Consider the following 22302-nt stretch of genomic DNA (forward strand, 5'->3'; position numbering starts at 1 on the left):
ATGGATCGGGATGATGGCGTCTACCCGCTGACGCGGGGGCAACTCGACATCTGGCTTGCGCAGGAAACTGGCAGCTTCGGTGCGAGGTGGCAGCTGGGTGAGCTGCTGCGCATCGAGGGCGCGATAGACCCCGGTCTGCTGGAGCAGGCGATCGTTCACGCGGTGAGCGAGGCCGAGCCACTGCGAGCCGCTTTTTTCCAGGTGGACGACCAGGTTATTCAGACGCCGTTCGACTACCCGGACGTCGAGCTCGCTCGTTACGACCTCGTCGGCTCACAGGATCCTGAACAGGACGTCAATCGGCTGGCATCATCGATCCAACGCAAGCTGATGCCCCTCGATGGCCCACTGTTCAAATTTGCTTTGCTGCAGACGCGCGTAGACCAATTCTATTTATTCGCTTGCTGCCACCATATCGTGGTCGACGGAATCGGCCTGACGCTTGTTTGCCATCGAATTGCGAACGTCTATTCGGCGATGGTCTCGGGCGACTCGATTCCGCCTGCTTTTTTCGGGTCGCTGAATGACCTGATCAATTCTGAATCGGAATACGAAGCGTCCACAGACTATCTCGATGATCAGGCCTACTGGACGAAGAACCTTCCGCCGCAGAGCGAACCGCCGCGTTATCGCTCGGCCATCGTGGCCGAGGGCGGGCGCGATGACGAGTATTCCGCGCCGGTTCAGTTGGACCCTTCCGCCGTCGCCGGCATCCGGGTGTTGTCACAGACATTGGGGGTGCGTCGATCGTCGGTGATCACGGCGGCGTGCGCGCTCCTGGTGCGCGCGTTCGACACCGAGAGTCCGGAGGTGGTGCTGGATTTTCCGGTGAGCAGGCGGGTACGTCCGGAGGCGCTGATGGTGCCCGGAATGATCTCCGGGTTCGTGCCCCTGGTGTTGCACGCTTCGCCGGGGTCGACGGTCGCTGATTTTTGCCGACTCGTCGACCGGCGCATGCGCGAGGCGCTGCAGCATCAGCGGTTCCCGGTAGGCGGCATTGACTACAAGGCGAGTCTCCGCGGCTCCGGACAGGCGTCGAATCGAGTAGTCGTCAATTTCATTCCGGCGACACATACCGGGCATTTCGGTGATGCTGCGGCAACTGGCTCGTTGACCCACGCCGGCCCCGTTGAGTTCGGACTGATCTTCTTCAGGGGCGATGACGAGCTTTTTCTCAGCGCCGCGGGTGCCGGACAGTTTTTTCCGAACTGTGACGTCTGGGAGCTGACGGAGCGGTTAAATCGGGCGTTGCTGGCGATGGCGACCGACGTGAAGTTGTCGTTGTCATGCTTGGATTTGGTGGATGAGGGCGAGCATGCCCGGTTGGATGAGCTGGGCAATCGCCCGGTATTGACGCTCCCGCGACTCGCGCCGGTGTCGATTCCGGTGGTGTTCGCCGAACAGGTGGCCCGCATACCGGGGTCGGTGGCGCTGACCTGCGCGGGCCGCGAGATGACGTACCGCGAGCTGGATGAGGCCTCCAGTCGGTTGGCGAATCTGTTGGCCGGCCGGGGCGTGGGTCCGGGTCGGTGCGTAGCGCTGCTGCTGTCGCGTTCGGCTGAGGCGATCGTTTCGATTTTGGCGGTGCTCAAGACCGGGGCGGCGTATCTGCCGATGGATCCGGCGTTACCTGCCGAGCGGCTGGAGTTCATGCTCGCCGATGCCGCGCCGATCGCCGCACTCACCTGCACCGGGCTTGCCGCGCAGTTGGACGGCTGCGATTTGCTGGTGATCGATGTCGATGATCCCGCGGTTGCGGCCCAACCCAGCACTGCTCTGCCGGCACCGAGCCCCGAAGACATTGCCTACCTGATCTACACCTCGGGGACCACCGGCGTGCCGAAAGGGGTGGCGATCACTCACCACAACGTCACCCAACTGCTGACGTCGTTGGATGCCGGGTTGCCGGCGGCCGGGGTGTGGCCGCTGTGCCATTCGTTGGCTTTCGACGTTTCGGTGTGGGAGATCTTCGGCGCGTTGTTGCGCGGTGGGCGGCTGGTGGTGGTGCCGGAGGAGGTGGTGGCGGCTCCGGAGGACTTCCACGCTCTGCTGGTTCGCGAACAGGTCAGCGTGTTGACCCAGACGCCGTCCGCGGTCGGGGTTCTGCCGCCTGAGGGTTTGGAGTCGGCGGCGCTGGTGGTGGTCGGTGAGGCCTGCCCCGCTGAGGTGGTGGAGCAGTGGGCGCCCGGGCGGCTGATGATCAACGCTTACGGCCCGACCGAGACCACGATGTGTGTGGCGATCAGCGCGCCTCTGCAAGGGGGGCAGGCGGGGCCACTGGGCAACGTGGTGCCGATCGGTGTCCCGGTGTCGGGCGCGGCGTTGTTTGTGCTGGATCAGTGGTTGCGTCCGGTGCCGACCGGGGTGGTCGGGGAGTTGTACGTGGCCGGCTCCGGCGTGGGCTTCGGGTACGTCGGGCGGAGTCCGTTGACGGCGTCCAGATTTGTGGCTTGCCCGTTCGCGGGCGCGGGTGCGCGCATGTACCGCACCGGCGATCTGGTGCGCTGGGGTGCCGATGGGCAGTTGCAGCATTTGGGCCGCGCCGACGAGCAGGTCAAGATCCGCGGCTACCGCATCGAACTGGGCGAGGTGCAGGCGGCGCTGAGCGGGCTGGATGGCGTCGAGCAGGCGGTCGCGATCGCCCGTGAGGACCATCCCGGCGAGATGCGGTTGGTGGGGTATGTGACCGGTACCGCGGACCCGGAAGAGGTTCGCGCCGCGCTGGCCGATCGGCTGCCCACCTACATGGTTCCGGCGGCGGTGGTGGTCGTGGAGGCGTTGCCGCTGACCTCCAACGGCAAACTCGACAAACGCGCCCTGCCGGCACCGGAGTCCCAGGACGTCGATCGTTACCGGGCCCCGGGCACTGCGGTCGAGGAGATCCTGGCCGGCATCTACGCCCAGGTACTCAGGCTCGACCGGGTCGGGGTGGACGACTCGTTCTTCGATCTGGGCGGCGATTCCCTATTGGCGATGCGGCTGTCCGCAGCGATCAACATCTCACTGGCCGCCGACGTTTCGGTACCGACGGTGTTCGACGCCCCCACGGTTGCCCAGTTGGCGTTGCGCATCGGTGTGGGCTCGCGTCGGCTCGAGCCGTTGGTGGCGGTGGAGCGGCCCGCGGTGGTTCCGTTGTCGTTTGCCCAGCAGCGGCTGTGGTTTGTCGAGCAATTGCAGGGGCCGTCCACCGTGTACAACATGGCCACCGCGTTGCGGTTGGCCGGGCGCCTGGATGCCGCGACGCTGGGTGCCGCGCTGGCCGACGTGGTCGGCCGCCACGAAAGTCTGCGCACGCTGCTGGTGGCGACCGACGGAATCCCCCAGCAGGTCGTCATGCCGCCCGAACGGGCCGACTTCGGTTGGGAAGTTGTTGATGCCAGCGGCTGGTCGGCGGCGCGGCTGGACGAGGCCATCTCCATCGCGGCGCGTCACACGTTCGACCTGGGCTTCGAGATCCCCTTGCGGGCAACACTTTTCCGTCTCGCCGACGACGAGCATGTGCTGGTGGCGGTGCTGCATCACATCGCCGCGGACGGCTTGTCGATCACCCCGCTGGTGACCGATCTTGCAGTGGCGTACCGCAGCCGGTGTGCGGGGCTGGCGCCTGACTGGGCACCGTTGCCGGTGCAGTACGTCGATTACACGCTGTGGCAGCGCGCTCTGTTGGGCGATCTGGCCGACGGCGACAGCCCGATCACCGCCCAGCTGGCCTACTGGGAGGAGGCGCTGGCCGGGCTGCCCGAGCGATTGCAGCTGCCCACCGATCGGCCCTATCCGGCAATTGCTGATCAGCGCGGCGCCAGCGTGGTCGTGGACTGGCCGGCGGACTTGCAGCAGCGGGTTGTGCAAGTGGCCCGAGAGCACAACGTGACCAGCTTCATGCTGGTTCAGGCCGCGTTGGCGGTGCTGCTGTCGAAGCTCAGCGCCAGCCCCGAGGTCGCCGTCGGGTTCCCGATCGCCGGGCGGCGCGACCCCGCACTGGATGATCTGGTCGGCTTCTTCATCAACACCTTGGTGCTGCGTGTCGAGGTGGCTGGGGATCCGACCGTCGCCGAGCTGTTGGGCCAGGTGCGCCACCGCAGCCTGGCCGCATACGAGCACCAGGACGTGCCCTTCGAAGTGCTGGTGGAGCGGCTCAACCCGACCCGGAGCCTGGCTCATCATCCGCTGATTCAAGTGGTCATGGGCTGGCAGTTCGCCGCGGACAGTGATCCCGCGGCGGATTTGTTGTTGGAGGACTTGCAGGTTACGTCGCTGCCGGTGGATACCCGCACCGCCCGAATGGATCTGACGTTCTCGTTGGCCGAACGCTTCACCAAGACCGGTGACCTCGCCGGGATCGGCGGAACGGTGGAATTCCGCACCGATGTGTTCGACGCGGACAGCATCGAGACGCTGATCGAGCGGTTGCGACGGGTGGTCTTGGCGATGACCGCCGACCCGACCCGGCGGGTTTCGTCGATGGATGTGCTCGACGCCCCGGAGCGCGCCCGCCTGGATGAGATCGGTAACCGGGCGGTTCTAACTCAGCCCGCCCCGGCCGCAGTCTCGATTCCGGCGCTGTTCGCCGCGCAGGTGGCCCGGGCCCCGGAGGCGGTGGCGCTGACGGGCGAGGGCCGGGCCATGACGTACCGCGAACTCGATCAGGCGTCCAACCGGGTGGCACATCTGTTGGCCGGCCACGGCGTGGGCCCTGGACAGTCTGTGGCGCTGCTGCTTTCGCGGTCTGCGCGGGCGGTCGTGGCGATCCTGGGAGTGCTCAAGACCGGAGCGGCGTATCTACCGATCGATCCGGCGGCGCCGGTGGCGCGGATGCAGTTCGTGCTCGCCGACGCGACACCGGGCGCGGTGATCACCACCGTCGATCTGGCCGGACGGTTTGATGGCTCCGACGTGCTGGTGATCGATGTCGAGAATCCGGCTTTCGAGGCCCAACCCAGCACTGCCTTAACCGCACCGAGCCCGGATGACGTCGCGTACCTGATCTACACCTCGGGCACCACCGGCGTGCCGAAGGGGGTGGCGGTTACCCACGCCAACGTGACTCAGTTGCTGGGGTCGCTGGATGCCGGGTTGCCCGCGGTAGGGGTGTGGCCGCTGTGCCATTCGTTGGCGTTCGACGTATCGGTGTGGGAGATCTTCGGCGCGCTGCTGCGTGGCGGGCGCCTGGTGGTGGTGCCCGAGTCGGCGGCGGGTTCCCCGGATGAGTTGCACGAGGTGCTGGTTGCTGAACGGGTGAGCGTGTTGACCCAGACGCCGTCGGCAGTGGCGATGCTTCCACGTGCGGGGTTGGAGTCGGCGGCGTTGGTCGTGGTCGGTGAAGCCTGCCCTGCTGAAGTGGTGGAGCAGTGGGCGCCCGGCCGGGTGATGATCAATGCCTACGGCCCGACCGAGACCACGATGTGTGTGGCGATCAGCGCGCCGCTACACACGGGGCTGCCGGGTGACAACAACGTCGTGCCGATCGGCGCGCCGGTGCCGGGGGCGGCGCTGTTTGTGCTGGATCAGTGGTTGCGTCCGGTGCCCGCGGGTGTGGTGGGCGAGCTGTATGTGGCCGGTGCCGGGCTGGGTGTCGGGTACGTGGGCCGCGGCGGGTTGACCGGGTCGCGGTTTGTGGCGTGCCCCTTCGGCGGCGCCGGAGCTTCGGGACAACGCATGTATCGCACCGGGGATTTGGTGCGCTGGGGTGCTGATGGGCAGCTGCAGCATTTGGGGCGCGTCGATGAGCAGGTCAAGGTCCGCGGCTACCGCATCGAGCTCGGTGAAGTCCGGGCGGCGCTGGGCGGGATCCCTGGGGTCGAGCAGGCTGTCGTCATCGCCCGCGAGGACCGCCCCGGCGACAAGCGCCTCGTCGGCTACGTCACCGGAACCGCAGACCCGACCGGGATACGCGCACAGCTAAGTGAGCGGCTCCCGGCCTACATGATTCCCGCTGCGGTGGTGGTCCTCGAGGCGTTGCCGATGACGGTCAACGGCAAGCTCGACGCCCGCGCCCTGCCGGCACCGGAATACACCGCCGGCGAGCATCGCGCTCCGGTCGGCGCAATCGAAGAGATCCTGGTCGGCATCTACGCCGAGGTGCTGGGCCTGGAGCGGGTCGGCGTGGACGACTCGTTCTTCGATCTGGGTGGCGACAGCATCTTGTCGATGCAGGTGGTGGCGCGCGCGCGGGCCGCGGGTCTGACGTGTCGGCCGCGCGACATCTTCGTCGAGCACACCGTTGCTCGGCTGGCCCGGGTGACGACGGTTGCCGACGGCGCCGCCGGCGTGGTCGACGAGGGCATCGGGCCGGTGGTCGCGACACCGATCATTTCCTGGCTGCAGAGCGTGGAAAGGACCGGCGGCCCGGTCGACGAGTTCAACCAGACGCTGCTCGTGCAGGCTCCGGCAGATGTGACCGAGGCCGATGTGGTGGTGCTGTTGCAGGCGCTGCTCGATCGCCATGCCATGCTGCGGCTGCGCGTCGACGACTCGGACGTGGCGGGTGCCCTGGGCTGGTCATTGAGAGTGCCCGAAGCCGGTGCCCCCGACGCGGTCGACGCACGCAAGTGCCTGCAATCGGTCCGGGCGTTATCCGATGAAGCGCTGCTGGAGGCGCGGTCGCGGTTGGACCCGGCCGCCGGGGTGATGCTCAGCGCGCTGTGGGTGGAAGGTACCGGCACCGAGGCGGGTCAGCTGGCGGTGATCGTTCATCATCTGGCTGTCGACGCGGTGTCGTGGCGAATCTTGTTGGAAGACATGAACATCGCGTGGGCCCAGCACCGCAGCGGCCAACCGGTGGCATTGCCCGCGGGGGGCACCTCCTTTGCGCGGTGGGCGACGCTCCTGGCCGAGCATGCGCAGGCGCGCGAAGTGGTCGACCAGGCCGACACGTGGCGGAAGGTGGCGGCAACCCCAGCCGCGCTACCTCCGGTACAGCCGGCCGTAGATACCTATGCCAGCGCCGGGCAGTTGTCGGTGTCACTTGATGTGGCCACTACCCGGATGTTGCTCGGCGAGGTGCCCGCGGCGTTCCACGCCGGCATACAAGACATCTTGCTGATCGCTTTCGGGCTGGCGGTCGCTGAATATTTGGGTGCGGGCACCGCCCCGATCGGCATTGACGTCGAAGGCCACGGCCGCAACGAAGACTTGGCGGCCAACGTCGACCTGTCCCGCACGGTGGGGTGGTTCACCACCAAATACCCGGTTTCCCTGGCTGTTGGTGGGGTGTCCTGGACGCAGGTGATCGCCGGTGAGACGGCGCTGGGCGCGCTGATCAAGGACGCCAAGGAGCAGCTTCGCGCGCTACCCGATCCGCTGACCTACGGTCTGCTGCGGTATCTGAACCCCGATGTCGACTTGCAGCAGTCCGACCCGCCGCTCGGATTCAACTACCTGGGCCGGCTCGGCTCCCCGGCGCCGGCTGCATCTGCTGATGATGTCTGGCGCATCGGCCCGGACGTCGTGCCGCTGACCAGCGCCGCGGCGGCGGTGCCCATGCCGCTCACGCACACCGTGGAGCTCAACGCGGGCGCGATGGACAGCGAGGCCGGCCCGTATCTGCATGCCACCTGGACGTGGGCGCCGTCGGCGGCCGACGGCGACCAGATCAGCAGGCTGAGCCGGTTGTGGTTCGAGGCGCTGGCCGGCATCTGTGCGCACGTGCGCCGCGGTGGGGGCGGATTGACCCCATCGGACATCGCGCCGGCGCGGTTGAGCCAGCACCAGATCGACGCGCTGCACCGGCAGTATCAGATCGCCGACGTATTGCCGTTGACCCCGCTGCAGCAGGGGCTGCTCTTTCACGCGAGCACCACGCAGGCCAGCGACGATGTGTATGCGGTGCAGCTCGATATCGCGTTGAGCGGTGCCGTTGACCAGCAACGGCTGCGCGATGCGGTGCACACGGTGATCAACCGTCACCCGCATCTCGCGGCGCGATTCTGCCCACAGTTCGATGACCCGGTTCAGCTCATCCCGGCCGATCCCGCGCCGATGTGGCGGTATGTCGATTTGAACGGCGGCCCCGACGTCGATGCCGATTTCGAGGAGCGGATCGAGCGGCTGTGTGCCGGCGAACGCGCCGCGGTTTGCGAGCTGGCCCCCGAGCTGGCTGACGAGCCGGCCTTTCGGGTGGCGCTGATCCGCACCGGCGAAGGCCGCCACCGGCTGGTGCTGACCAATCACCACATCGTCATGGACGGGTGGTCGCTGCCGATCCTGCTGGGTGAAATCTTCGCCGGCTATCACGGGCAGCGCTTGCCCGCGGCGGTGCCGTATCGCAGGTATGTCAGCTGGCTGGCTGATCGAGACCGGGCCGCCGCCGAGGCGGCGTGGCGCGAGGTGCTCGCCGGTCTCGGCGGCCCCACGCTGGTCGGTCCGCCGCAGGGGCTCGGGCTCGGTGCCCGCGGTGTCGCCTCATTCCGGGTGGCTGAGCAGACCACGCGAGCCGTCAGCGAGTTGGCGCGCGCGCGTCACACCACCGTCAATACCGTGCTGCAGGGCGCCTACGCGCAGTTGCTGAGCCAGATGACCGGCCAGCATGACGTCGTCTTCGGCACCGCGGTGTCGGGTAGGCCGGCCGAGCTGGGCGGCGCGGACTCGATGGTGGGGCTTTTCATCAACACGGTGCCGGTTCGCGCGGACATCACTGCGGCGACTACTACGGCAGACCTGATCGAGCAGCTGCAAAGCGCGCACAACGAAACCTTGGAACACCAGCACCTGGCGCTCAGCGACATGCATCGCATCACCGGCCAGGACAAACTGTTCGACACGTTGTTCGTGTATCAGAACTTCCCGATCGACACCGCCGTGTCTGGCGACCACGACCTGTCCATCAGCGAGGTCAACGGCCGCGAATACAACCACTATCCGCTGACGGTGCAAGCCCAGCCGGGGCCAGAGTTGGGCCTGCGCGTCGAATACGACACCGACGTTTTCGACGAGGCCGGCATCGCGAAGCTGATCGGGCGATTCGAGCGGGTGTTGGTGGCGATGACCGCCGACCCGTCCCGGCGGCTGTCGTCGATTGATGTGCTCGACGAGGACGAGCAGGTCCGGCTGGATGAGCTCGGCAACCGCGCGATGTTGACTCAGCCCGCCCCGGCAACGGAGTCGGTACCGGCGTTGTTCGCCGCGCGGGTAGCCGAGACTCCGGATGCTGTGGCGTTGCGGTGCGGTGATCGTTCGTGGACATACCGGGAGCGTTCGTGGACATACCGGGAGCTTGACGAGGCGTCGAACCGAGTGGCGCATGTGTTGGCCGGTCGGGGTGTGGGCTCTGGTGCGCTGGTGGCGCTGCTGTTTTCGCGTTCGGCGGAGGCGGTCGTGTCGATGTTGGGGGTGCTCAAGGCCGGGGCCGGGTATCTGCCGATGGATCCGGGGGTGCCTGCGGCGCGGTTGGAGTTCATGCTTACCGATGCGGCGCCGGTTGCCGCAATCACCACGGGTGATTTACGCGCGCGGTTGAACGGGTTCGACCTGCCGGTAATCGACGTCGCTGATGTCGACGAACCTGATGTCACCGGCGGCTTGCCAACGCCGACGCCGGATGAGATCGCCTACGTGATCTACACCTCGGGGACCACCGGGGTGCCGAAGGGCGTGGCGGTCACCCATCACAACATGACTCAGCTGTTGAGGTCGCTGGATGCGGAGTTGCCGGCGACGGGGGTGTGGCCGCTGTGCCATTCGTTGGCTTTCGACGTGTCGGTATGGGAGATCTTCGGTCCGTTGTTGCGTGGTGGCCGGGTGGTGGTGGTGCCCGAGGAGGTGGCGGCCTCGCCGGCGGACTTCCACGCTCTGCTGGTGCGGGAGCGCGTTGATGTATTGACTCAGACACCTTCTGCGGTGCGGGTTTTGCCGTCCGAGGGGTTGGAGTCGGCGGCGCTGGTGGTGGTCGGGGAGGCCTGCCCGGCGGAGGTGGTGCAGCAGTGGGCGCCCGGCCGGGTGATGGTAAATGCCTACGGCCCGACCGAGACCACGATGTGCGTGGCGATCAGTGCGCCGCTAACGGCAGGGCTGCCGGGTGAGAACAACGTCGTGCCGATTGGTGTCCCGGTGCCGGGGGCCGCGCTGTTTGTGCTCGACGGGTGGTTGCGTCCGGTGCCCGAGGGTGCGGTCGGTGAGTTATATGTGGCCGGCGCCGGTTTGGGGGTTGGGTATCTGGGCCGCGCCGGGTTGACGGGGTCGCGGTTTTTGGCCTGCCCGTTCGGAGCGCCGGGACAGCGCATGTACCGCACGGGTGATCTGGCGCGGTGGGGTACCGATGGGCAGCTGCAACATCTGGGCCGCGCCGATGAACAGGTCAAGATCCGCGGCTACCGCGTCGAGCTCGGCGAGGTCGAGGCCGCGTTGACCGGACTGGACGGGATCGGGCAGGCGGCCGTGATCGCGCGCGAAGACCGCCCCGGCGATCTGCGCCTGGTCGGCTATTTCACCGGGACCGTGGAACCGGCGCAGATCCGTGCCCAGCTCACCGAGCGGCTGCCCGCTTATATGGTTCCGGCCGCGCTGGTGGCGATCGACGCGCTGCCGTTGACGGTCAACGGCAAACTCGACAGTCGCGCCCTGCCGGCACCGGAATACAACGCCGGCGAGCATCGCGGCCCGGGCAGTGCGATCGAGGAGATTCTGACCGGCATCTACGCCCAGGTGCTCGAGGTCGACCGGGTCGGGATCGACGACTCCTTCTTCGACCTGGGCGGGGACTCCCTGTCGGCGATGCGTCTGATCGGAGCGATCAACGCCGCACTGAATGCCGGCGTCACGGTGCGCGCCATCTTCGAGGCACCCACGGTTGCTCAGTTGGCGCCGCGTATCCGTACGGATCCGGGTCGGCCGGAGCCGTTAGTGGCGGGTGTGCGGCCCGAGGTGGTGCCGTTGTCGTTTGCCCAGCAGCGGTTGTGGTTCCTGAGCCAGCTGCAGGGGCCGTCCCCGGTGTACAACCTGGTGGCCGCGTTGCGGTTGGGCGGGCACCTCGATGTCGGAGCGTTGGGTGCGGCGCTGACCGATGTGGTGGGTCGCCAGGAGAGCCTGCGCACGCTGTTCGTGGCACCCGAGGGTATCCCTCAGCAGCTGGTGCTGGCGCCTGAGCAGGCCGGCTTCGATTGCGAAATCGTTGATGCCACCGGCTGGTCGGCCGCACAGCTGGACGAGGCCGCGAGTGAAGCGGTCCGCTACACGTTCGACCTGGTCACCGAGATCCCTTTGCGGACAACACTTTTCCGCCTCGATGAGGACGAGCACGTGCTGGTTGCGGTGCTGCACCACGTCGCCGCCGACGGCTGGTCGATCGCACCGCTGCTGGCCGATCTGGGGGTGGCGTACGCCAGCCGTTGTTCGGGCGAACGCCCCGACTGGGCGCCGCTGCCGGTGCAGTATGCCGATTACACGCTCTGGCAGCGCAGGCAGCTGGGTGACCTGACTGACGGCGTGACCGTTGGAGAAGGCCCGATTGCCGGGCAGCTGGCCTATTGGGAGCAGGCACTGGCCGGGCTGCCCGAGCGGCTCGAATTACCCACCGACCGGCCCTATCCGGCCGTCGCCGATCAGCGCGGCGCTACTGCAGCGGTGGAATGGCCCGTGCAGCTGCAGCAACAGATCTCGCGGGTGGCCCGTGCGCACAACGCGACCAGCTTCCTGGTCGTGCAGGCCGCCTTGGCGGTGCTGCTTTCGAAGCTCAGCGGCAGTACCGACGTGGCAGTGGGATTCGCGATCGCCGGGCGCGGCGATCCCGCGCTCGACCAGCTGGTCGGATTCTTCGTCAACACTCTGGTGCTGCGTGTCGAGATGGCTGACGATCCCACGGTCGCCGAGTTGCTGGCCCAGGTGCGCCAGCGCGGTCTGGACGCCCACGAGCACCAAGACGTGCCCTTCGAGGTCCTGGTGGAGCGGCTCAACCCCACCCGGAGCCTGACCCACCATCCGCTCTTCCAGGTTGCGTTGGCCTGGCAGAACAACCCGCCCGCGAAGCTGGCCCTGGGCGACCTGGACGTCACCCCGATGCCGGTGGACACCCGCGCCGCCCGCATGGATATGACATTTGCGTTCGCCGAGCGCTTCACCGAGGCCGGTGAGCCCGCCGGAATTGAGGGGGCGGTCGAGTTCCGCACCGACGTGTTCGACGAGGACACCATCGCGACCTTGATCGAGCGGCTGCAGCGGGTGCTGGCGGCCATCACCGCTGACCCGACGGCACGGTTGTCGTCGATCGGTGTGCTCGACGCCGCCGAGCGCACGCGCCTCGACGAAGTCGGTAACCGGGCGGCGCTAACCGGGCCCGCACCCCGCGCGGGGTCGGTGCCGGCGTTGTTCGCCGAGCACGTGCTGCGAACTCCTGAGGCGATAGCAGTCAGCGCCGGCGAGCAATCGTGGACCTACCGCGAACTCGACGATGCCGCAACGCGATTGGCGCATCGGCTGGTCGGCGAGGGCGCAGGGCCAGGCGATTGCGTGGCATTGCTCTTGGAGCGTTCGGCCGAGGCGATCGTCGCGATCCTGGCGGTACTCAAGACCGGCGCCGCCTATCTGCCGCTGGACGCGTCGCTGCCTGCGGCGCGGATGGAATTCATGCTTGCCGACGCGGCGCCGGTCATGGCGATCACCACCGCGCTGCTGCGGTCGCGGCTCGACGGGTCCGGCCTGCCGGTGCTCGACGTCGGTGCTGTCGGTGATGTCGAAGCACCCGTCGCGGGCGCCGTACTGCCGACCCCCGAACCGGATGACATCGCCTACCTCATCTACACGTCGGGGACCACCGGCGTGCCCAAGGGCGTCGCGATCACTCACCACAATGTGACTGCCCTGCTGGGGTCGTTGGACGCCGGGCTGCCGGCGGCGGGAGTCTGGCCGCTCTGCCATTCACTGGCCTTTGACGTCTCGGTGTGGGAGATCTTCGGTCCGCTGTTGCGCGGTGGCCGGGTGGTGGTCGTCCCCGAAGAGTTAGCGGGTTCACCGGAGGATTTCCACGCCCTGCTGGTGCGCGAACGGGTCGACGTGTTGACCCAGACTCCCTCCGCGGTACGGCTTTTGCCGTCCGAGGGGCTGGAGTCGGCGGCGCTGGTGGTAGTCGGCGAGGCCTGCCCTGCCGAGGTGGTGGAGCAGTGGGCACCGGGGCGGGTGATGGTCAACGCCTACGGCCCGACCGAGACCACGATGTGTGTGACCATCAGTGCGCCATTAACAGCGGGGCCAGCGGGGTCGGGCGCACCGCCGATCGGCGCGCCGGTCAGCGGAGCGGCGCTGTTCGTGCTCGACAAGTCGTTGCGGCCGGTGCCTGCCGGAGTGGTTGGCGAGTTGTACGTCGCCGGCCAGGGCGTGGGCGTCGGATATGTCGGCCGGTCCGAATTGACCGCCGCACGATTTGTGGCGTGCCCATTCGGAGCGCCGGGCGACCGCATGTACCGCACCGGTGACCTGGTGTGCTGGCGACCCGACGGGCAGCTGCAATACCTGGACCGCGCGGACGCGCAGGTCAAGATCCGCGGCTACCGCGTCGAACTCGGTGAAGTCCAAGCCGCCCTGGCCGGGCTGGACGGTGTCGAGCAGGCGGCGGTGATCGCCCGCGAAGACCGACCCGGTGACAAGCGCCTCGTCGGCTACGTCACCGGAACCGCCGACCCGGCCATCTCGCGCGCGGCGTTGGCCGAGCGGTTGCCGGCCTACATGGTTCCGGCCACGGTGATGGTGATCGACGCGTTGCCGGTGACGGTCAACGGCAAACTCGACACTGCGGCCCTGCCTGCACCGGAATACATTGCCGGCGAGCATCGCGCGCCCGGCGACGCGATCGAGGAGATCCTGGCCGATATCTATGCGCAGGTGCTGGGCCTGGACCGGGTTGGGGTGGACGACTCGTTCTTCGATCTGGGTGGGGACAGCATCTCGTCGATGCAGGTGGTGACGCAGGCGCGTGCCGCCGGCGTCATCTGCAAGCCCCGCGACATCTTCGTCGAGCAGACGGTGGCCCGACTGGCCCGGGTGGTCGGGATGGCGGACGACGGTGTCTCCGGCGTGGTCGACGAGGGCATCGGGCCGGTTCTGGCCACGCCGATCATGCGCTGGCTGCGCAGCGTGCAGGGCCCGATAGAGCAGTTCAACCAGAGCGTGGTGCTACAAGCCCCGGCGGGCGTCACGCACGCAGATGTGTTGGTGGTGCTGCAGGCCTTGCTGGATCGGCATGCCATGTTGCGGTTGCGGGTCGAGGGCCTGGGGGCTCGAGACACGGACGATTGGTCGCTGGTCGTGCCCGAACCGGGTTCGGTGGCTGCCGGTCAGTGCGTGCAAACAGTGGACGTGTTGTCCGATGAGGCGATAGTGGCGGCGCGGTCACGGTTGAACCCGGCCGCCGGCGTGATGCTGAGCGCACTGTGGGCGGCGCCTTCCGGTCAACTTGCATTGGTCATTCACCACCTGGCCGTCGACGGGGTGTCGTGGCGAATCCTGCTGGAAGACCTCAACATCGCCTGGGCCCAACACCACAACGAACACGCCTTGGAATTCCTGCCACAGGGCACGTCGTTTGCCCGCTGGGCGTCGGTGCTGACTGAGCACGCGCGTCGTCCCGAGGTCGTGGACCAGGCCGACGCGTGGCGCAAAGTGGCGGTCCCGGCCGCGCTGCCTGCGGTGTTGCCGGAGGTGGATACCTATGCGAGTGCGGGGCAGTTGTCGGTTTCGCTGGATGCCGAGACCACGCGCGTCCTGCTCGGTGAGGTGCCCACCGCATTCAATGCCGGCGTACAGGACATCTTCTTGATCGCGTTGGCCTTAGCGGTCGCCGAGTTCCAGGGCACCGGCGGCGCGCCGATCGGGATCGATGTGGAGGGCCACGGCCGCAGCGAAGATCTGGATGGGGCCGCCCACCTGGACCTGTCCCGGACGGTCGGATGGTTCACCACCAAATACCCGGTGGCATTGACAGTTGGCGGGCCCATTCGCGGGCTGGGCTGGACGCAGGTGACCGCCGGTGAGGCGGTGCTGGACGCGGTGATCAAGAACGCCAAGGAACAGCTTCGCGCCCTGCCCGATCCGCTGACCTACGGTCTGCTGCGGTACCTGAACCCCGATGTCGACCTGGCCGGGTCGGACCCGGCAATCGGGTTCAACTATCTGGGACGACTCGGCGGCGCGGGCGAACTGTCGGCGGATCTGTGGCGGATCAGTCAGGACGGCGTGTCGATCAGCAGCGCCGCAGCGGCGGTGCCGCTGCCGCTGGCGCACACCGTGGAGGTCAACGCCGTCGTCCTCGATGCCGGCTCAGACTCCGATAACGGCCCGAAGCTGCACGCCAACTGGACGTGGGCGCGCTCGGCGCTGGACCACGCGCAGGTCGGGCGGCTGAGCCGACTGTGGTTCGAGGCCCTGACCGGCATCTGCGCGCACGTGCAGGACGGTGGCGGCGGGTTGACGCCGTCGGACGTCGCCGCCGCTCTCAACCAGCAACAGATCGACGAGCTTCAGCGGCAATATGCGGATCGCTGACGTACTGCCGCTGACCCCGCTCCAGCAGGGTCTGCTCTTCCACGCGAACACCGGGCACGCCGCCGACGACGTTTATTCGGTGCAGCTGGGAATCACCCTGGCTGGGCCGCTCGACGTCCACCGCCTGCGCGATGCGGTGCACACGGTGATCAACCGTCATCCGCATCTGGCGGCGCGTTTCTCTCAACAGTTCGACCAGCCGGTGCAGATCATTCCGGCGGATGCCGCGCCGGGGTGGCGGTACGTCGAGCTGGTCGCTAACGGCGTTTCCGTCGATGAGCAGCTCCAGCAGCTGTGCGCCGCCGAACGCGCTGCGGTGTGTGATCTGGCTGATCAGCCGGCTTTTCGGGTGGCGTTGATCCAGATCGCCCCAGACCGGCACCGCTTTGTGTTGACCAATCACCACATCGTCATGGATGGCTGGTCGCTGCCCATCCTGCTCGGCGAGATATTCGCCAGCTACTACGGACAGTGGCTGCCCGCGCCCGCGCCGTTCCGCACCTTTGTCAACTGGCTGGCCGGCCGCGATCCCGTCGCGGCGCAGACCGCGTGGCGCGGGGTGCTCGCGGGTTTTGACACCCCAACCTTGGTTGGCCCGCCGCAAGGGTTGAGCCTGGGGCACCGCGTCGTCGAATCGTTCCACGTGCCGCAGGAGCTCACGCGCGCGCTCAGCGAGCTGGCGCGCTCACATCGCACCACCGTCAGCACCGTGCTGCAGGGTGCCTACGCGCAGCTGCTGATGTGGCTGACCGGTCAGCATGACGTCGTCTTCGGCGCCGTCGTCTCGGGCAGGCCGACCGAGCTGGCCGGCACCGAATCCATGGTCGGGCTACTCATCAACACGGTGCCGGTTCGGGCCAAGATCACGTCGGCAACCACCGCCGCCGATCTGATCGACCAGCTGCAAAGCGCCCACAATGACACCCTTGACCACCAGCACACCGCGCTCACCGAGATCCACCGGATCACCGGTCAGGACAAACTTTTCGACACCCTGTTCGTGTACGAGAACTATCCGATCGAGGCCGCTACGGCCTCGATGTCGGGCGACCAGGAATTGTCTATCAGCGAGGTCACCAGCCGCGAACACAACCACTACCCGCTGACGGTGCAAGCGCAGCCGGGGGCCGAGCTGGGCTTGCGCGTCGAGTACGACACCGACGTGTTCAACGCGGAAGGCATCGCAGCCCTGATTGCGCGGTTGCAGCGGGTGTTGGTGGCGATGACCACCGACCCGCAGCGGCCGTTGTCGTCGCTGGATCTGCTCGACGCCGAGGAGCAAGCCCACCTCGGTGAGATTGGTAACCGCGCGGTGTTGAGCGGTCCAGCCTCGGCCTCCACCACCGTCTCGCTTCCGGCGGCGTTCGCCAAGCAGGTGGCCCGAGCACCAAAAACGGTGGCGCTGGTGTGCGGGCAGCGGTCGTGGACCTACCGCGAACTCGATGAGGCGTCCAACCGGTTGGCGCACCTGCTGATCGGCCACGGTGTGGGCCAAGGGCAATGTGTGGCGCTGTTGTCGAACCGTTCGGCCGAGGCGATTGCGGCGATCTTGGCGGTGCTCAAGACCGGAGCGGCATACCTGCCGATCGACCCGGAGCTGCCGTTGGCCCGGATCGAGTTCATGATCGCCGACGCAACGCCCATCGCCGCGATCACGACGGAGGGCCTGCGCGCGCGGTTGGACGGGTGCGATCTGCCGGTGATCGATCTTGCCGATCGGGCGATCCACAGCCAAACCAGCGCTGCGCTCCCGGTGCCGGACCCCGGCGACATCGCCCACATCATCTACACCTCGGGCACCACTGGGACGCCCAAAGGGGTGGCGGTCACTCACCACAACGTGACCCGGCTGTTCGACTCGCTCGATGTCGGCCTGACGATGGCGCCCGGGCAGGTGTGGACGCAGTGTCACTCGCTCGCGTTCGACTTCTCGGTGTGGGAGATATGGGGTCCACTTCTGCACGGTGGACGGCTGGTGGTGGTGCCCGAGTCGATCACGGGCTCACCGTCGGAGTTGCACGATCTGCTGGTCGCCGAACACGTCAGCGTCCTGAACCAGACCCCGTCGGCAGTGGGTGCGCTGTCGCCGCAGGGTTTGGAATCGGTGGCGCTGATGGTGGCCGGTGAGGCCTGCCCGGTCGAGGTGGTGGACCGGTGGGCGCCCGGCCGGGTGATGATCAATGGCTATGGTCCGACCGAGACCACGGTGTACGCGGCAATCAGCGCGCCGCTAAGGCCCGGTTCGGGGGCGCCGCCGATCGGTTCGCCGGCACCCGGGACGGCGCTGTTCGTCCTAGACGGCTGGATGCGCCTGGTGCCGGCCGGCGTGGTCGGCGAGTTGTATGTGGCCGGCCGTGGCGTGGGCCTCGGATATGTGCGGCGAGCCGGCCTGACGGCGTCGCGGTTTGTCGCCTGTCCGTTCGGCGAGCCCGGAACACGCATGTATCGCACCGGAGACCTGGTGTGCTGGGACGCCGACGGTCAACTGCAGTATCGGGGCCGCGCCGACGAGCAGGTCAAGATCCGCGGCTATCGCATCGAGCTCGGCGACGTCCAAGCGGCATTGACCGGGGTGGACGGCGTCAAGCAGGCGGTCGTGATCGCCCGCGAGGACCGCCCCGGCGACAAGCGCCTGGTCGGCTACGTCACCGGCGCCACGGACTCGGCCGAGGTGCGCGCCCAGCTCGCCGAGCGGCTGCCGGACTACATGGTTCCGGCCGCGGTGGTGGCGATCGAATCGCTGCCTATGACGGCCAACGGCAAGCTCGACACCCGCGCCCTGCCGGCGCCCGAATACGCCTCGGGATACGGCAATGTCGATCGCTACCGCGCCCCAGCCAGTGCCGTCGAGGAGATCGTGGCCGGCGTCTATGCCCAGGTCCTCGGGGTCGATCGGGTCGGGGTGGACGACTCCTTTTTCGATCTCGGTGGAGACTCGCTGTCGGCGATGCGCCTGATCGCCGCCGTCAACAAGAGCCTGGACACCGATCTTGCGGTGCGTGCCTTGTTCGAGGCCTCCACGGTTGCCCAGTTGGCCTCGCGCGTCGGGGATGCGAGCCCTGGTCGGCTCTCGCGCCTGGTGCCGTATGAGCGGCCCGCGGTCATTCCGCTGTCGTTCGCCCAGAGCCGGTTGTGGTTCATCGGCCAGTTGCAGGGTCCTTCCCCGGTGTACAACATGGCGACCGCGCTGCGGCTGCGAGGCCATCTTGACGTGGAGGCGTTGGATGCGGCGCTGGGAGACGTGGTCGATCGGCACGAAAGCCTGCGGACACTGTTCGTCGAGTCCGACGGGACACCGCAGCAGCTGGTCATTCCCGTCGAGCAGGCTGACATCGGTTGGGATGTCATCGACGCGACCGGCTGGTCGGCAACCCAGCTGGAACAGGCCGCGGGCGATGCGGTGCGCTACACGTTCAATCTGGATGCCGAGATCCCGTTGCGAACGACACTTTTCCGCCTCAGCGAAGACGAGCATGTGCTGGTGGCGGTGGTGCACCACATCGCCGCCGACGGCTGGTCGATCACTCCACTGGTTCGGGATCTGGGGGTTGCGTACGGCAGCCGGCGTGCGGGGCTCGCCCTCGAGTGGGCGCCGCTAGCGGTCCAGTACGTCGATTACACGCTGTGGCAGCGCGAACAGCTTGGTGAACTGCAGGATCCAGACAGCAGAATCGCCACCCAGGTGGCCTACTGGGAGCGGGAGCTGGCGGGACTGCCGGAGCGGCTGCAGCTGCCCACGGACCGGCCCTATCCGCCGGTGGCTGATCAGCGCGGCGCCACGGTGACGCTGGACTGGCCCGCCGAACTGCAACAACAGGTTCGTCGGGTGGCTCGCGAAAACAACGCGACCAGTTTCATGGTGATCCAGGCCGCCCTCGCGGTGCTGTTGTCGAAGGTCGGCGCGACTTCTGACGTGGCGGTTGGGTTCCCGATCGCCGGGCGCGGCGACCCCGCGCTCGATGAGTTGGTGGGTTTTTTCGTCAACACCCTGGTGCTGCGCGCCGACCTGGCCGGCGACCCGACTGTCGCCGAGTTGCTGGCCCAGGTGCGCCGGCGCGGACTGGCCGCCTACGAACACCAGGATGTGCCGTTCGAGATCCTGGTGGAGCGGCTCAACCCGACCCGGAGCCTGACCCACCACCCGCTGTTTCAGGTGGCATTGGCCTGGCAGAACAACCAGCCCGCGAACCTGGCCCTGGGTGATCTGCAGGCCACCCCGCTGCCGGTGGATACCCGCACCGCCCGGATGGATTTGACGTTTTCCCTGGCCGAAAACTTCACCGAGACTGGCGAGCCCGCCGGCATCGGCGGGGCGGTGGAGTTCCGCACCGACGTGTTCGACGCGGCCAGCATCGAGGCGCTGATCGGGCGATTCGAGCGGGTGCTGGTGGCGATGACTGCCGACCTGACCCGGCGGTTGTCGTCGATCGACGTGCTCGATACCGGTGAGCAGGCTCAGCTGGACGGGTGGGGAAACCGGGCGGTTCTGACCCGGCCCGCCCCGGCCGAGGTGTCGATTCCGGTGTTGTTCAGCGCGCAGGTGTCTCACGCCCCGGAAGCGGTAGCGGTGACCTGTGAGGCGCGCTCGCTCACCTATCGCGAACTGGACGAGGCCGCGAATCGGTGGGCGCATCTGCTGGCCGGCCAGGGTGTCGGCCCCGGACAGAATGTGGCGCTGGTGCTGTCACGTTCCGCTGAGGCGGTCGTATCGATGTTGGCGGTGCTCAAGACGGGGGCCGCGTACCTGCCGATCGATCCCGCCCTGCCCGCGGCGCGAATCGACTTCATGCTCACCGACGCCGCGCCGATCGTGGTGATCACCACGGCGGATCTGCGGTCCCGGCTGGACGGGCATGGCCTGCGGGTGATCGATGTCGAGGACCGCGCTGTCGATGCCCAACCCAGTACCGCGCTGCCCGCACCGACACCGGATCACCCGGCCTACCTGATTTACACCTCGGGCACTACCGGGGTGCCCAAAGGTGTTGCCATCACGCATCACAACGTGACGCAGCTGTTGGCAACGCTGGATCCCGCGCTCCCAGATGCGGGGGTCTGGGCGCTGTGTCATTCGCTGGCGTTCGACGTCTCCGTGTGGGAGATCTTCGGCGCGCTGCTGAGCGGTGGGCGGCTGGTGGTGGTGCCGGAATCGGTCGCGGGCTCCCCGGAGGATTTCCGCGATCTGCTGGTTCGCGAACAGGTCAGTGTGCTGACCCAGACACCTTCCGCGGTACGGGCCTTGCCGCCCGAGGGGTTGGAATCGACGACGATGCTGGTGGTCGGCGAGGCGTGCCCGCCCGAGGTGGTGGAGCAGTGGGCGCAGGGGCGGGTGATGATCAATGCCTACGGCCCGACCGAAACGGCGATGTGCGCGGCGAGCAGTGCGCCGCTGCAGGCGGGGCAACCGGGTGCGAACACCGTCGTGCCCATTGGTGCCCCCGTCCCGGGAGCGGCGCTTTTCGTGCTGGATCAGTGGTTGCGTCCGGTACCCGCGGGCGTCATCGGCGAGTTGTATGTGGCCGGCAACGGTGTGGGCATCGGCTACCTGGGCCGCGCCGGCTTGACCGGGTCGCGGTTTGTTGCGTGCCCGTTCGGGGCTGCGGGCCACCGCATGTACCGCACCGGGGACCTGGTCTGCTGGGGTGCCGACGGACAGCTGCGATATCTGGGGCGCGCCGACGAGCAGGTCAAGATCCGCGGCTATCGGATCGAGCTGGGTGAAGTCCAGGCGGCGTTGAACGGCATCCCCGGGGTGGACCGGGCGGTGGTGATCGCGCGCGAGGACCGTCCCGGCGACAAGCGGCTCGTCGGCTATGTCACCGGCAACTCGGACCTGACCGGAATCCGCGCCCAGCTGGCCGAGCGGCTGCCGTCGAACATGGTGCCGGCCGCGGTGGTGGCCCTCGACGCGATGCCGATGACGATGAACGGCAAGTTGGACACCCGGGCCTTGCCGGCACCGGAATATGCCGACATCGATCGCTACCGAGCCCCGGGCACTGCCGTCGAGGAGATCCTGGCCGGCATCTACGCCGAGGTGCTGGGAGTGGAGCGCGTCGGGATAGACGACTCCTTCTTCGACCTGGGTGGCGACAGCATTCTGTCGATGCAGGTGGTGTCCCGGGCCCGCGCGGCCGGTCTGACCTGTCGGCCGCGCGACGTTTTCGTAGAGCAGACCGTGGCCCGGCTGGCCCAGGTCGCCGGGGTGGCCGACGGTACGGCCGGGGTGGTCGACGAGGGGATCGGGCCGATGCCCGCGACTCCGATCATGTCCTGGCTGCGGGGCACTCAGCGGGCGGGCGGCTCCGTCGAGCAGTTCAACCAGACGCTGGTGGTGCAGACGCCGGCAGCGGTGACGCACGCCGACGTGGTGGCTGTGTTGCAGGCGCTGCTGGATCGGCACCCGATGCTGCGACTGCGCGTCGATGATGACGGCATCGGCGGCTGGTCGCTGAGTGTGCCCGAGGCAGGGGCCGTCGACGCCGGTCAGTGCCTGCACACCGCCGACGCGTTGTCTGATGAAGCGCTGGTGGACGCGCGGTCACGGTTGAACCCGGCCGCCGGGGTGATGCTCAGCGCACTGTGGGTGGCAGGTACCGGCACCAAGTCGGGCCGGTTGGTGCTGATAGTTCACCATTTGGCCGTCGACGCAGTGTCGTGGCGAATCCTGTTGGAAGACATCAACATCGCCTGGGCGCAGCATCACAGCGGGCAGCCTGTCGCATTGCCGGCGGGGGGCACGTCGTTTGCGCGGTGGGCGTCGCTGCTGGCCGAGCACGCGCGTCACCCGGACGTCGTGGCGCAGGCCGACAGGTGGCGGCAGGTGGCGGCGACCCC

2 protein-coding genes (1 of these 2 only partly in view) are annotated in these 22302 nt (G+C 67.8%); both read left to right on the top strand.

The genetic code is table 11. The annotated features are described in order from the left end of the window. Entirely contained in the window at positions 1 to 15465 is a 15465-nt protein-coding gene (locus tag ACZY1I_RS10740) for a non-ribosomal peptide synthetase (RefSeq protein WP_463754314.1), read from the top strand. Continuing rightward, positions 15452 to 22302: part of a non-ribosomal peptide synthase/polyketide synthase coding region (locus tag ACZY1I_RS10745; RefSeq protein WP_463754315.1), annotated on the top strand (this coding region is incomplete at its 3' end). 16885 nt of the annotated region lie beyond the right edge of the window; the window shows 6851 of its 23736 annotated nt. The genes ACZY1I_RS10740 and ACZY1I_RS10745, both read left to right, overlap by 14 nt.

It is taken from the genome of Mycobacterium sp. IDUB_37 (assembly GCF_055419245.1).

What these genes read in the sequence shown, in the direction of transcription:
- ACZY1I_RS10740 (WP_463754314.1), top strand. Translation starts at nt 1, where the DNA reads ATGGATCGGGATGATGGCGTCTACCCGCTGACGCGGGGGCAACTCGAC.